Below are 11,989 nucleotides of genomic sequence, written 5' to 3'. Positions count from 1 at the left end.
AAGCAGCCGATCCATTCGCCGGTGGCCAGTTTCGGCAGGTATTTCTGCCTGGTCTCTTCATTGCCGAATTCAAAGATCGGCACCATCACCAGCGAGGATTGCACGCTCATCATCGAGCGGTAGCCGGAATCGACGCGCTCGACTTCGCGGGCGATCAGGCCGTATGACACATAGTTCAGGCCGGGGCCGCCGTACTGTTCCGGAATGGTCGGGCCCAGCAGGCCGAGTTCGCCCATCTCGCGGAAGATGGACGTGTCCATGGCTTCGTGGCGGAAGGCTTCGAGGATGCGCGGCTGCAGCTTGTCCTGGCAGTAAGCCGCGGCGGCATCGCGCACCATGCGCTCTTCGTCGGTGAGCTGCTGGCTCAGCAGCAGCGGGTCATCCCAGTGGAATTGGGCTTTGCGGGGCGAATCGGAACGGCTCATGGGGCTCCTGTCTCAGTCGGTCTTGTTGGAATGGAGCCATTATAGAAATCCTGTTCTTGTGCGGCTTTTGAAACTGCGACAGCGATTTTCACTTTTCTCACTGAAATCGCTTTGCGGCTGAGAACCGGGGTCAGAGCCCAGGCAATCAACACCGGGCTCTGACCCCTGTCGTACCGAACTGGCCGCCATGGAAGATCAGGGCCGGCTGGGGATGCACAGCGCATTCTTCGACTTCGCCGACGAAGATCACGTGGTCGCCTTCCGGATAGCGGCTGCGGTTGTGGCATTCGAACCAGGCGGTCACGCCTTTCAGGATGGGCTGGCCGGTGCGCGAGAGTTCGTAGTCGGTGCTGGCGAAGGGGTTTTCGCTGCGGCGGGAGAAGCGCCGCGCCAGTTCTTCCTGACCGGCCGACAACACGTTGATCACGTAATGCGAGTTGCCGCTGAAGATGGGCAGGCTGTTGGCCTTGCCCGACAGGCTCCACAGCACCAGCGGCGGCTCCAGCGAGACGGAATTGAAGGAACTGGCGGTCAGGCCGCGGAAACTGCCGTCTGCAAGGCGGGTCGTAATGACGGTGACGCCTGTCGCAAACTGGGACAGGGCCTGGCGAAAATGCGCGGAATCGAAACCGCGCTCGGTGGCGCGGGGGGATCTGGTGTTCATTTTCGCCATTATGCCATCAATGACCCGGCCGCCCGGAGCCGCTCCGGAGCCGGCATGCACGGGCGTGCACTTTCGTTTACAGTGAAGCCATGAAAAATCCCTTATTCCCCGAGGACCGAGTATGAGCCAAACCGAAGTGGCGATCCTGGGCGGCGGCTGTTTCTGGTGCCTGGAAGCCGTGTACCTGGAGGCGCGCGGCGTGACCCGGGTGGAGTCCGGCTATATGGGCGGCAGCACCTCCGGCCCGACTTATGAACAAGTGTGCGCCGGCACCACCGGGCATGCGGAAGTCGTGCGCCTGGAGTTCGACCCGAGCGTGATCAGCTACCGCGACATCCTGGAAATCTTTTTCACCATCCACGATCCGACGACCCTGAACCGCCAGGGCAACGACGTCGGCACCCAGTACCGTTCGGTCATCTTTACCACCTCGCCCGAGCAGGACGCGACGGCGCGCAAGGTGATGGCGGAAATGGCGGCGGTCTGGGACGCGCCCATCATCACCCAGGTGCTGCCGGCCGAGACCTGGTACAAGGCCGAGGACTACCACCAGAATTACTTCGAGCAGCACCCCTTGCAGGGCTACTGCGCCTTCGTGGTGGCGCCCAAGGTGGCAAAGTTCCGCAAGACGTTTGCGGAACGGTTGAAGTGTTGACATCCTCTCCGCCCTAAAGGACGGAGATTCCTACGGCGCTACGCGGAGCTGCGCGTAGTCGCTTCGGCGGGTTCCTGCTTCATCGAGCGGCCCGACTGCGCCGACTCTCCACAGGCTAACAAGCGATGCCCTCGCTCTAAAATATTCATCGCGCCGACCACGTCGGCATGGTTGCCGTATCCGCAGTTGACGCATTTGAACCATGCTTGCGTCACCCGGTTTTCTTTGGCCACATGAGCACAGCACGGGCAGGTGCGGCTCGTGTCCTGAGGCGGGACGGCGAGCAGCGTGCCGCCCATCCACGGCACCTTGTATTCGAGCTGGCGCCGGAATTTGCCCCATCCTTGGTCGAGGATGGCGCGGTTCAGGCCGGACTTCTGGGCGACACGCCTGCCGGGGGCGTCGGACGAGCCCCTGGCAGACCTGGACATGTTCCTGACAAGCAGATCTTCGATACAGACGAGCGCGTGGTTCTTGCTGATCGCCGTCGTCGCCTTGTGCAGGAAATCCCGGCGCACGTTCGCGATCCGGGCATGAAGCTTCTGGATTCGTGCTTTGGCCTTTTTCCAGTTGTTGCTGAACTTGACCATGCGGCGCATGCGGCGCTGGTAACGCGCCAGGCACTGCCGGTGCCGGCCGAAACTGTTCACCGGCTCGAGGTAGCCGCCATCGCTCATGGTGGCGAAGCGGACAATGCCAACGTCGATACCGACGGCCGTCGTCGCGACAGGCACCGGCGCTTCGACCTCGCGCCGCGTCTGGATGGACGCGAACCATTTTCCAGCCGACAGCCTGACGGTGACGTTGCGCAGCTCACCCAGCACCGGCCGGCTGTTACGGTAGCGCAGCCAGCCCAGCTTGGGCAGGAAGATGCGTGCATTATCCTGGTCGAGCTTGAACTGTTTCGGGTCCGGGTAGCGGAACGCCTCGTTGCGACCCTTGCGCTTGAAGGAAGGGAAGGCCGCCCGCTTGCCAAAGAAATTCGTGAAGGCCCGGTCCAGGTCTCTCAACGACTGTTGCAGGACGTGGCAGGGAGCGTCCTTCAGCCATGGGGTCTGCGAACTGTTCCGCCAGCCGGTCAGCTGCTTCGCCATCGCCACATAGCCGATGAACTTGTTGCCCGCGGCATGGTTTTCCTTCTGCAGTGCGAGCGACCGGTTGTACACGAACCGGCGCGCACCGGCGAAGCGCCGCATGGCGTGCGCCTGCCCGCCGGTTGGCATTAGCTGAAACTGAAAGGCTTGTAGACGTTCCATAACGTCGACGATAGTTGGTCCATGACCCCGGACAACGAGATCCGTCAAGGGCGACACTGCGTCTTTCTGATGCACGTACATTTGGTCTTCGTCACCAAATATCGCCGCAATGCCTTCACGGCAGAGGTGCTTGCCGAGCTGCGCGGCATCTTTGCCGGCGTCTGCCGGGACTTCGAGGCCGAGCTTGCGGAGTTCGATGGCGAGGATGATCATGTTTCACCCGCTGGTGAACTACCCACCGAAAATAACCGTGTCCAGCCTGGTGAACAGCCTGAAAGGTGTTTCCGGCCGCGTGATCAAAAAGAAGAATTACCCCAGCATTCGAAGCAAGCTATGGGGTGGCGCACTGTGGTCGCCATCCTGCTTTGCCGACAGCTGTGGCGGGGCTACGATCGCCGTCATCCGGCAATACATCGAACCGCAGCGAAAAGGCCAGCCTGACCGCAGGGACGGCTGCGCCGTCCGCGCGCTTGCCCCCGCCCTCAAGGACGGGGTTTGCCGCGCACGGGATCAATGCCGGGTCGATAGCATGTCGATAGCCCCGCTGCCGTCGTACATGTAGCGGCGCGACCACGGGATCTGGGCCGGTTCCTGGCCCGCCTTGCCGCACAYGATCTGGTACAGGCTGATCCAGTCGTGGGCGAAGGCATAGGCGCAGCCGGCCAGGTAGACGTGCCAGATGCGGAAGGTCTTCGGATCGGCCAGCCGGCGGATGCGGTCGGCGTTGTTCTCGAAGTTGTCGGTCCAGATCTCGCAGGTGCGCGCATAGTGGCGGCGCAGGTTTTCCACGTCACGTACCTCGAGCCCGCCTTCCTGCATGGTGCGGATCACGGTCGACAGGTGGGCCAGCTCGCCGTGCGGGAATACGTAGCGGTCGATGAACTCGCCGCCGCCGTAGGGGCTTGCACGCTGGTCGACGTCGGTGGTCGTGATGCCGTGGTTCATCACCACGCCGCCCGGGGCCAGCAGCTTGTTGATGCGGCTGAAGTATTCGGGCAGGTTCTGCACGCCCACGTGTTCGAACATGCCGACGCTGGTGATACGGTCGAACTGGCCGTCGACGTCCCGGTAGTCCTGCAGGCGGATCTCGATCCGGTCCTGCAGCCCGGCCCGTGCCACGCGCTCGCGCGCCAGCTCGAACTGCTTTTCCGACAGCGTGACGCCGACGCAACGGGCGCCGAATTGCTGGGCCGCACGCAGCACCAGCGCGCCCCAGCCGCAACCGATGTCGAGCAGGGTATGACCCGGCTGCACGCCGATCTTGGTCAGGATGTGGTCGATCTTCTTGGTCTGGGCCGTGGCCAGGTCTTCGTCGCCGTTCTCGAAATAGGCGCAGGAATACACCATCGATGGGTCGAGGAATTCCTGGTAGAACTCGTTCGAGACGTCGTAGTGGTAGCGGATCGCCTCGGCGTCCTTTTCACGGGTGTGCTGCGAGACCATGCGCAGCGCGCTGGCGACGCGGCTGCTGCGCGCCGGCTTGCCGGTCGATTCGGCCAGGGAGTTGCCGATCTGGATCATGTCAGCCGCTCGCCCTTCGATCTCGAGCGCGCCTTCGACATAGGCTTCGCCCAGGTTGTCGAGGGTCGGGGACAGCAGGTAGCGCAGGCCCCCGGGGCTCGGCACGCGAATCTTCACGCGTGGTTGTTCGGACGAAAGATCAACCTGCTCGCCATTCCATAATTCCACGCGCAGCGGCAGGTTGTACTTGTTGCGGATGCCTGTGGTCCAGGCGGATAACTTCAGCTGGTCGAACACGCGAATACCTCCGGCACGTACATATTGCCAGCTTCGCAGCCGGCTTTACGGTTGCAAACGTTGCCGCGTCCAGCCGCCGTCTTCCTGCCGCGTGTACACGACACGGTCGTGGAAGCGTGAACGCCGCCCCTGCCAGAACTCGATGCGTTCCGGCACCAGACGAAAACCACCCCAGTGTTGTGGCCGCTGTGGCGTTTCGCCATACTGTCGCGCGACGTCCTCGTAGTTGTGTTCGAGGTCTGCGCGGCTTGCGATCGGCGCACTCTGATGGGACGCGATCGCCGACAGCCGGCTCTTCAGGGGTCGGCTGTTGAAGTATTTGTCGCTCTCTTCGGCGGAAGTGCGTTCGACTCTGCCTTCGATCCGCACCTGCCGTTCAAGTTCGCTCCAAAAGAATAGCAGAGCTGCAAAAGGATTGCCGTTCAGTTGCTTTCCTTTCTGGCTGTCGTAGTTCGTGTACCAGGTAAAACCCCGTTCGTCGAACTGCTTGACCAGCACGATGCGCGAGCTCGGCCGGCCTTGCTCGTCCACGGTCGACACGCCCATCGCGTTCGGCTCGTTGACCTCGGCCTTCAGCGCTTCCTCGAACCAGCGGGTGAACTGCCGGATCGGATCGTCGGCGACCTCGCTCTCGTCGAGGCTGGCCTGGCCGTAATCCTTGCGCAGGTCGGCCACCCGTTCGCCGATGGCGGCGGCCGGCGGCGCGATCCCGCGGCGGCGCTGCATGGCCTGGCCCAGCTTGGCCATCTGCTGCGGGCTGAACAGGCGCATGGCCATCGGCGCCATCGTGCTTTCTTCGCGCTCCATATGGTTCAGGTAGCGCTGGCTGAAGCGCTGCACGGTGCTGTTCGAGAGCTGGGTGCCGCTGCCATCGGCGATGGCGGTGAGCTGCTCGTGCAGGTCCTGCCACATGGCGTCCATGTCCTTGTGGTCCTGCAGGATGACCGGGGCCAGTGCCTGCAGGGTGGCGGCGTCTTCGCCCTGGGCGACGGCGCGCAGCATCGGGATCAGGTCCTGTTCCTCGTCCTCGTGGTGCAGGTGGGCGGCCTTCTCGAAATACTTCAGTACCGCGCCGGCGGCCTGGCGGGCCTGCTGGTCGGCGCCGTGTTCGGGCAGGTGGACCAGCAGTTTTTCCAGGGTGGCAAGCTGCTTGCGGATGCGTCCGTGGCAATGCTTGAGCACGGCGACCGGCTGGTCGAAATCGGGGGCGGTATCGTGGAGAAGCTCGTTCATGATGGTGACTGTTGCGGAGGCGTAAAGGAGCCTAAGAAAATGATTGACCTAAAGTTATTTTAGAGCAATGCACGCGATCCCGTCCGGTAGAATAGGGCAATCATGACGACTATTCCCACCTCTCTTCTTGCGCCCGCCGAAGGACGCATCGACGAATCTGGCGATGAGATCGATTTCGAGCGCCGCTTCGGCGGCATCGCCCGCCTCTACGGTGAGCGTGCACTGGAACGCTTTCGCAAGGCGCACGTTTGCGTGATCGGCGTCGGCGGCGTCGGCTCCTGGATCGTCGAGGCGCTGGCGCGCAGCGCGGTCGGCCGCCTGACCCTGATCGACCTCGATAACGTTGCCGAATCGAATATCAACCGCCAGATCCAGGCCCTGTCGACCACCGTCGGCATGCCGAAGATCGAGGCCCTGAAGCAGCGCATCGCGCTGATCAACCCGTATTGCGAGGTCGAGCTGGTCGAGGACTTCATCGATCCGGACAATATTCCGCAGATGGTTGCGCCCGGCAAATTCGACTACGTCTTCGACGCCATCGACAGCGTCAAGGCCAAGGCGGCCCTGATCGCCCATTGCCGCGATCACGCGATTCCGCTGATCGTGATCGGCGGCGCCGGCGGCCAGACGGACCCGACCCGCATCGAAGTGCGCGACCTGGCCCGCACCGAACAGGAGCCCTTGCTGAAGAAGGTGCGCAAGATCCTGCGCGCCCAGTACGGCTTCGCCAAGGGCGAGAAGAACAAGTACCACATCGACGCCGTGTTCTCGATGGAACCGCTGCGCTATCCGGAAGCGGGCGATGCCTGCGCGATCGATGCCAACAGCATTACCGGCCTGAACTGCGCGGGCTTCGGCTCCAGCATGGTCGTGACCGCCACCTTCGGTATGGTCGCGGCCGGCCACATGCTGCGCAAGCTGGCGGAAGCGGCGAATGCCGTCGCCGCCCCGGCCGTCGTGCCGGTGCACGTGGCCGAACCGGCGCCCGCCGCCAACGACGCTGTGCAAGCCGGGGAGGCCTTGTTATCATAGGTTCAGTTATTTTTACTGAACCATGAAAGAGGCTCCATGATCCGTCGTATCGCCTTCCTGAGCCTGCTGTTGGCGGCCACCGCCGCCAACGCGCAGGATTCGACCCAGACCCAGGCCCAGACCACGGCCGCCAACCCGGGCAGCACCCAGCAGGCGACCGACACGCCGGCACAGCCGACCGTGCAGTCCGCCGCGCCGCAGATCCAGATCATCGACACCGTCGTCGGCAAGGGCAAGGAAGCCACCGTCGGCAGCAATATCACGGTCAACTACACCGGCTGGCTCTACAAGCCGATGGCCGCCAAGCAGCGCGGCCGCAAATTCGATTCCTCGCTGAACCCGGGCCGCTCGCCGCTCGATTTCCGCCTCGGCGCCGGCATGGTGATCAAGGGCTGGGAGCAGGGCGTGGCCGGCATGAAGGTGGGCGGCAAGCGCACCCTGATCATCCCGAGCGAACTGGCCTACGGCAAGCGCGGTTCGCCCGGCGGCATTCCGCCGGATGCGGATCTCATCTTCGACGTGGAACTGCTGGACGTTAAATAAGTCAAACCAAGCTGACCTGGAGGGAACATGCGCATCGCGAACGACGTTACTGAACTGATCGGTAATACGCCCCTGGTGCGCATCCGGCGCCTCAACCAGGGAGGCGTGGCGGACATCGTCGCCAAGCTCGAGTTCTACAGCCCGGCCCACAGCGTCAAGGACCGGATCGGCTGGGCCATGATCGAGGCGGCCGAGCAGGCCGGCAAGATCGGCCCCGACACCATCATCGTCGAACCCACCAGCGGCAACACCGGCATCGCGCTGGCGATGGTGTGCGCGGCGCGCGGCTACCGTTGCCGCCTGGTGATGCCGGAAACCATGAGCAACGAGCGCCGCATGCTGCTGCGCGCCTATGGCGCCGAGCTGGTGCTGACGCCCGGTCCCGAGGGCATGCTGGGCGCGATCCGCCGCGCCGAGGAGATCGTGGCCAGCGATCCGCGCTGCTTCATGCCACAGCAGTTCAACAATCCCGCCAACCCGGAAATCCACCGCCGCACCACGGCCGAGGAGATCTGGCGCGACACCGACGGCAAGGTCGACATCCTGGTGGCGGGCGTCGGCACCGGCGGCACCATCACCGGCGTGGCCGAAGTCATCAAGCAGCGCAAGCCCGGCTTCCAGGCGATTGCCGTGGAACCGGAAGCCTCGCCCATCCTGTCGAAGGGCACCAAGGGACCGCATCCGATCCAGGGCATCGGCGCCGGCTTCATTCCCCAGGTACTGAATACGAAGGCCTACGACGAAGTCGTCACCGTCAGGAACGAGGACGCCTTCGAGACCGCGCGCGCGGCGGCCCGCGAAGAGGGCCTGCTGGTCGGCATCTCGTCGGGTGCGGCGCTATGGGTGGCGATGCAGGTGGCGAAGCGGCCGGAGAATGCGGGCAAGCTGATCGTTACCATCATTCCTTCGTTTGGCGAGCGGTATTTGAGCACCGCTCTGTACGCGAACCTGGCCGGGTAATTCCGCGTGGGCACCCCGTGCCCACGGAATTTCAATGTGCGTGGTGGGCGTGATCGTGATCGTGATCGTGGTCGTGGTCGTGGTCGTGATCATGGGCATGGTCATGCTCCCCATGTAGCGCGCAGCTGCCATGATTCGTCGTCCCTTCCTCCACCTGCAGCGTGCAGTGATGAATCGCGAAATCCTTGCGCAATTCCCCGACGATCCCGTCGAGCACGGCATCGCCCGGATACCCGCCCGGCATCACCAGGTGGGCGGTCAGCGCCGTCTCGGTGGTGCTCATCGCCCAGATGTGCACGTCATGCACCTCGGTCACGCCGTCGCGTGACTTCAGGAACTCCGTGACCCGCGGCAGGTCCACGCTGGCCGGCACGCCCGCCAGCACCATCTGCGTCGATTCCTTGGTCAGCGACCAGGTGCCGGCCACGATGATCACCACGATCACCAGGCTGACCGCCGGGTCGAGCCAGGACCAGCCCGTGTACATCACGACCAGGCCCGCCACCACCACGCCCAGCGACAGCGCGGCGTCGGCGGCCATGTGCAGGTAGGCGCCGCGCACATTGATGTCGTCCTTGCTGCCGGACATGAACAACCAGGCCGAGAAGCCGTTGACGAGGACCCCGACCGCGGCCACGATCGACACCGTGGTGCCGGCCACCGGTTCCGGATGGGCGAAGCGCAGCACCGCCTCCCAGGCGATGGCGCCGCAGGCCAGCATCAGCAGCAGGGCATTGAACAGCGCCGCCAGGATCGAGGAGCCGCGCAGGCCGTAGGTGAAGCGGCGCGTCGGCGCGGCCTTCGCCAGCAGCGCCGCGCCCAAGGCCAGCACCAGGCCCAGCACGTCGGACAGGTTGTGGCCGGCGTCGGCCATCAGGGCGGTCGAATTCGCGATGAAGCCGTAGACGAATTCGATCACGACGAAAGCCATGTTCAGGCCGATCGCCAGCTTGAAGGCGCGGCCGGCGTCGCTCGGGGCGGGATGGTGATGACCGTGCCCGTGGCCGTGGTCGTGATGGTGGTGAAGGCTCATGTGTCCAGTCCTGTTGCAGAGTCGGGTTCGGCGATGTGTTCGAACATGTTGGCGAGCAGCCCGCTGATGTGGGCATCGGCAGCCGTGTAGAACACCTGCTTGCCCTGGCGTTCGGCCTTGACGATGCGGGCCGCGCGCAGCAGGCGCAGGTGGTGGCTGACCAGGGAACTGGACAGTTCCAGCTGGGCGGCGATGTCGCCCACCGCGATCGGCTGTGCCAGGCAGGCCAGTACGATGCGCAGCCGGGTCGGATCGCCCAGCAGGTGGAACAGGTCGGCGAGTTCGTCGACCAGGTTGTCGATGTCGGGTGGCGTGCTCATCTTTAACATGTGAATAGGTGTTCACATGTTAATCGCAGAGTCAGGCCGGTGCAAGCTTTATTTGCCCCGGCGGCTCAATGGCGTTGCAGCAGCGCGTCCATCTCGTCGAGCGTCACGACCTTGACGAGGCCCTGGTCGGCGCGCGTCCTCAGGGCGGCGCACATGTTTTCCAGGTTGGACGTGGTGGCCCCGCCTACCATGTGGTGGTAGGAGCAGCCGCAGGCATGCTGGGTGATGCCGTCGTCGATATAGGCCACGATCTGCTGGATCGAGGGCTGGTCCGGGTTGTCGGTCTGGATGCAGTCCGGCTGCGCCAGCCATCCGCCGGGCGTGTTGGCGATGTTGGACAGGCCGCCGCCGGTCGGGTAGCCGGCCGCGATGGTGTGGGCGTGGTCGGAGGTGCCGCGGATCCATTTCAGGCCGCTGCGCATGCAGGCCGAGCGCACGTAGATGTCGGCGGCGCCTTGCGGCAGGGCGAAGAACTTTGCCCCGCTCGTGATGCCCAGTGCTTCCAGACCGGCGATCCCGGCCATGATGTCCTGGTAGATGGCGCTGTCGTCGAGGACCGCACCAGGATAGCGGTATTGGCCGAGCCCGGTCCAGTCGGCCTTCACCGTCACGGTGGCATCCAGGCTGCCCTGATCGCTGGCGAAGGTGGCCGTGAGCGCACTGGGAATGCTCTGGCAATAGTAGGTGATGCCCGGGACGAAACCGGACGGCGCGTCGTCGACGAAGACGATCGGCATATTGATCAGGAAGCGGTGCGGATTCTCGAAGCTCACCACATTGCTGCCGGCCGCGGCGCTGACGGCACGGCGCCGGAACGATGCATTCAGGCCCCAGGCCCGCACATACTGGGCCGGCAGGGCATCGACCGGATTGCTCAGGAAATAGCCGTAGGGACCGAGCAGGCGCAGACCCGCGTTCTCGGCGCTGGACGGATGCGAAAACGTATGCGAGCCCACCGACCAGCCCGCGGCATGCATCGCCTGCGCGTCGGCCACGCTCATGAAGCTGTTCGGGAGTTTGCCGTAACCGTGGATGCCCGAGGTGCCCAGCCAGCCCGGCACGAGGAAGAGGCTGCCCTTGAAGCCGTAGCTTTCGACGATCTGCTGGCCGCTGCGTGGCGGGCCGTCGTCGATGCTGAACGGCGCATCGCCGGTAAAGCCGCTGCTGGCCACCGCGGTCGACAGCGCGGCGTCGGCGGCGAGCGTGAAGGCATCCGGCGCCGGAATCGAGCGCACCCAGTAGCGTGTTCCCGGCGCCAGTCCGGACGGCGCAATCGACGGGAACACGATGGGGGCGCCGACCACCACCGTGTGCCGCCCGGCGGTGACGAACACGCCATTGTCGGTGCGGGTGACGCGGCTGCCGGGCGGCATGAAGACGGGCGGCGCGTTGCGCTGGGAATCGAAGCCGTCGTCGAAGGTGATCGCGAACAGGGCCTGCCCCGGCACAGCGGCGTAGATGTCGCCAAACAGCAGATAGTCGCCCGGCTGCCACGCTCCTTCGGGGGTGTCGTCCTGCTGCTCGAGGCGGACGGCGCCGACGGCATCGTGGCCGGCGTTCCAGCTCGTTCCCGCCAATTGGCTTGGCGATATGGTGAGCAGGACCCACCGATCGAGCGGGTCGGCCGCGCAGTTCCACGTGAGCAGGTGCTGGCCGCTGCCGTCGAGTAGCCGCAGCCGGAAGGCCAGCGTGCGCTTGCCCGGGTTGCGTGCCCAGATCGCCACCGAGAAGCCGGGTTGCGCGCCGGGCGGCACATAGCCCTGCGCCGCCGCCAGCACGCCCTGCTGTGCGCTGGTGGGAGAGGAGGCCCAGCCGAGACGCAGGGCCATGCTGGACGGCAAAGCCGATGGCTGGTCGCTGGCGGCCACCTGCACATCGCCGCTTGATTGCAATGCCCCGGACYAGTTGGCGATGGGCACGCCATATGGTCCGGCAACGGGAGGCCCGTTTGTGCCGGACGTGGTGCTGCTGCTGGTACCACTGGGGCCGCCGCCGCATGCGGACAACAGCATCGAGCCGCCCAGGATAAGGATCTCACGCCGGCTGACCATATCGTCGCTCCTGTCTGCCAAATTAGATTAGCAGTCAGCTGGTGGGTTCA

12 protein-coding genes and 1 pseudogene are annotated in these 11,989 nt (G+C 64.6%); 5 read left to right on the top strand and 8 right to left on the bottom strand.

From position 1 onward, the window contains the following. Both AC1DIX_RS04795 and AC1DIX_RS04790 read right to left on the bottom strand, forming a co-directional pair. Positions 1-425 (bottom strand): acyl-CoA dehydrogenase family protein (locus AC1DIX_RS04795; RefSeq protein ID WP_477322406.1); only part of this gene is annotated, 425 nt, incomplete at its 3' end. Between the two features lie 145 nt (positions 426-570). Further along, complete coding sequence (locus AC1DIX_RS04790; RefSeq protein WP_442124422.1) at positions 571-1,089, bottom strand: flavin reductase family protein; 519 nt, start codon at positions 1,087-1,089, stop codon at positions 571-573. A gap of 121 nt (positions 1,090-1,210) precedes the next feature. Here AC1DIX_RS04790 and msrA point away from each other — a divergent pair, with 121 nt between their 5' ends. Next, complete coding sequence (gene msrA / locus AC1DIX_RS04785; protein WP_477322403.1) at positions 1,211-1,744, top strand: peptide-methionine (S)-S-oxide reductase MsrA; 534 nt, start codon at positions 1,211-1,213, stop codon at positions 1,742-1,744. A 38-nt stretch (positions 1,745-1,782) separates the two neighbouring features. On the opposite strand, the gene AC1DIX_RS04780 is transcribed toward msrA, so the two are convergent. Then, on the bottom strand, positions 1,783-3,000 hold the full coding sequence (locus AC1DIX_RS04780; RefSeq protein WP_477322401.1) for an RNA-guided endonuclease InsQ/TnpB family protein: 1,218 nt from the start codon (positions 2,998-3,000) through the stop codon (positions 1,783-1,785). Positions 3,001-3,021: 21 nt separating this feature from the next. Here AC1DIX_RS04780 and tnpA point away from each other — a divergent pair. Beyond that, positions 3,022-3,427, top strand: a pseudogene (gene tnpA / locus AC1DIX_RS04775) (IS200/IS605 family transposase); the annotation flags it as partial. An 83-nt stretch (positions 3,428-3,510) separates the two neighbouring features. On the opposite strand, the gene AC1DIX_RS04770 reads toward tnpA, so the two are convergent. After that, positions 3,511-4,758, bottom strand: coding sequence for a class I SAM-dependent methyltransferase (locus AC1DIX_RS04770; protein WP_477322399.1), 1,248 nt, complete (start codon positions 4,756-4,758; stop codon positions 3,511-3,513). Between the two features lie 45 nt (positions 4,759-4,803). After that, positions 4,804-5,991: a pyridoxamine 5'-phosphate oxidase gene (gene pdxH / locus AC1DIX_RS04765; RefSeq protein WP_477322397.1), complete on the bottom strand. Its 1,188-nt coding sequence runs from the start codon at positions 5,989-5,991 to the stop codon at positions 4,804-4,806. A gap of 102 nt (positions 5,992-6,093) precedes the next feature. Here pdxH and tcdA point away from each other — a divergent pair, with 102 nt between their 5' ends. Genes tcdA through cysK form a run of 3 tightly spaced genes read left to right on the top strand, consistent with a single transcriptional unit; the run spans position 6,094 to position 8,526 of the window. Next, positions 6,094-7,023, top strand: coding sequence for a tRNA cyclic N6-threonylcarbamoyladenosine(37) synthase TcdA (gene tcdA / locus AC1DIX_RS04760; RefSeq protein ID WP_442124418.1), 930 nt, complete (start codon positions 6,094-6,096; stop codon positions 7,021-7,023). Positions 7,024-7,059: 36 nt separating this feature from the next. Further along, positions 7,060-7,566: an FKBP-type peptidyl-prolyl cis-trans isomerase gene (locus AC1DIX_RS04755; protein WP_442124417.1), complete on the top strand. Its 507-nt coding sequence runs from the start codon at positions 7,060-7,062 to the stop codon at positions 7,564-7,566. Between the two features lie 27 nt (positions 7,567-7,593). Further along, positions 7,594-8,526: a cysteine synthase A gene (gene cysK, locus AC1DIX_RS04750; protein WP_477253567.1), complete on the top strand. Its 933-nt coding sequence runs from the start codon at positions 7,594-7,596 to the stop codon at positions 8,524-8,526. A 31-nt stretch (positions 8,527-8,557) separates the two neighbouring features. Here cysK and AC1DIX_RS04745 read toward each other — a convergent pair whose 3' ends face one another. The 3 genes from AC1DIX_RS04745 to AC1DIX_RS04735 form a co-directional block, all read right to left on the bottom strand. Continuing rightward, the gene (locus AC1DIX_RS04745) at positions 8,558-9,559 is read right to left on the bottom strand and encodes a cation diffusion facilitator family transporter (protein WP_477322394.1); all 1,002 of its coding nucleotides are present in this window, start codon (positions 9,557-9,559) and stop codon (positions 8,558-8,560) included. Then, positions 9,556-9,879, bottom strand: coding sequence for an ArsR/SmtB family transcription factor (locus AC1DIX_RS04740; protein ID WP_442124414.1), 324 nt, complete (start codon positions 9,877-9,879; stop codon positions 9,556-9,558). The genes AC1DIX_RS04745 and AC1DIX_RS04740 overlap by 4 nt, the downstream gene beginning before the upstream one ends. Before the next feature lie 74 nt (positions 9,880-9,953). Beyond that, complete coding sequence (locus AC1DIX_RS04735) at positions 9,954-11,807, bottom strand: polysaccharide deacetylase family protein (RefSeq protein WP_477322392.1); 1,854 nt, start codon at positions 11,805-11,807, stop codon at positions 9,954-9,956. Positions 11,808-11,989: the final 182 nt, after the last annotated feature.

This window comes from Massilia sp. 05N420, from assembly GCF_056397205.1.
Note: the sequence above shows the minus strand (reverse complement) of the source record. Positions and strands in the feature narration are given on the sequence as shown.

Bases quoted from the DNA above. Each gene is read 5' to 3' on its own strand.
- cysK (WP_477253567.1), top strand. From the start codon at position 7,594: ATGCGCATCGCGAACGACGTTACTGAACTGATCGGTAATACGCCCCTG.
- AC1DIX_RS04755 (WP_442124417.1), top strand. From the start codon at position 7,060: ATGATCCGTCGTATCGCCTTCCTGAGCCTGCTGTTGGCGGCCACCGCC.
- AC1DIX_RS04740 (WP_442124414.1), bottom strand. From the start codon at position 9,879: ATGAGCACGCCACCCGACATCGACAACCTGGTCGACGAACTCGCCGAC.
- AC1DIX_RS04790 (WP_442124422.1), bottom strand. From the start codon at position 1,089: ATGAACACCAGATCCCCCCGCGCCACCGAGCGCGGTTTCGATTCCGCG.
- AC1DIX_RS04780 (WP_477322401.1), bottom strand. From the start codon at position 3,000: ATGGAACGTCTACAAGCCTTTCAGTTTCAGCTAATGCCAACCGGCGGG.
- AC1DIX_RS04745 (WP_477322394.1), bottom strand. From the start codon at position 9,559: ATGAGCCTTCACCACCATCACGACCACGGCCACGGGCACGGTCATCAC.
- tcdA (WP_442124418.1), top strand. From the start codon at position 6,094: ATGACGACTATTCCCACCTCTCTTCTTGCGCCCGCCGAAGGACGCATC.
- pdxH (WP_477322397.1), bottom strand. From the start codon at position 5,991: ATGAACGAGCTTCTCCACGATACCGCCCCCGATTTCGACCAGCCGGTC.
- msrA (WP_477322403.1), top strand. From the start codon at position 1,211: ATGAGCCAAACCGAAGTGGCGATCCTGGGCGGCGGCTGTTTCTGGTGC.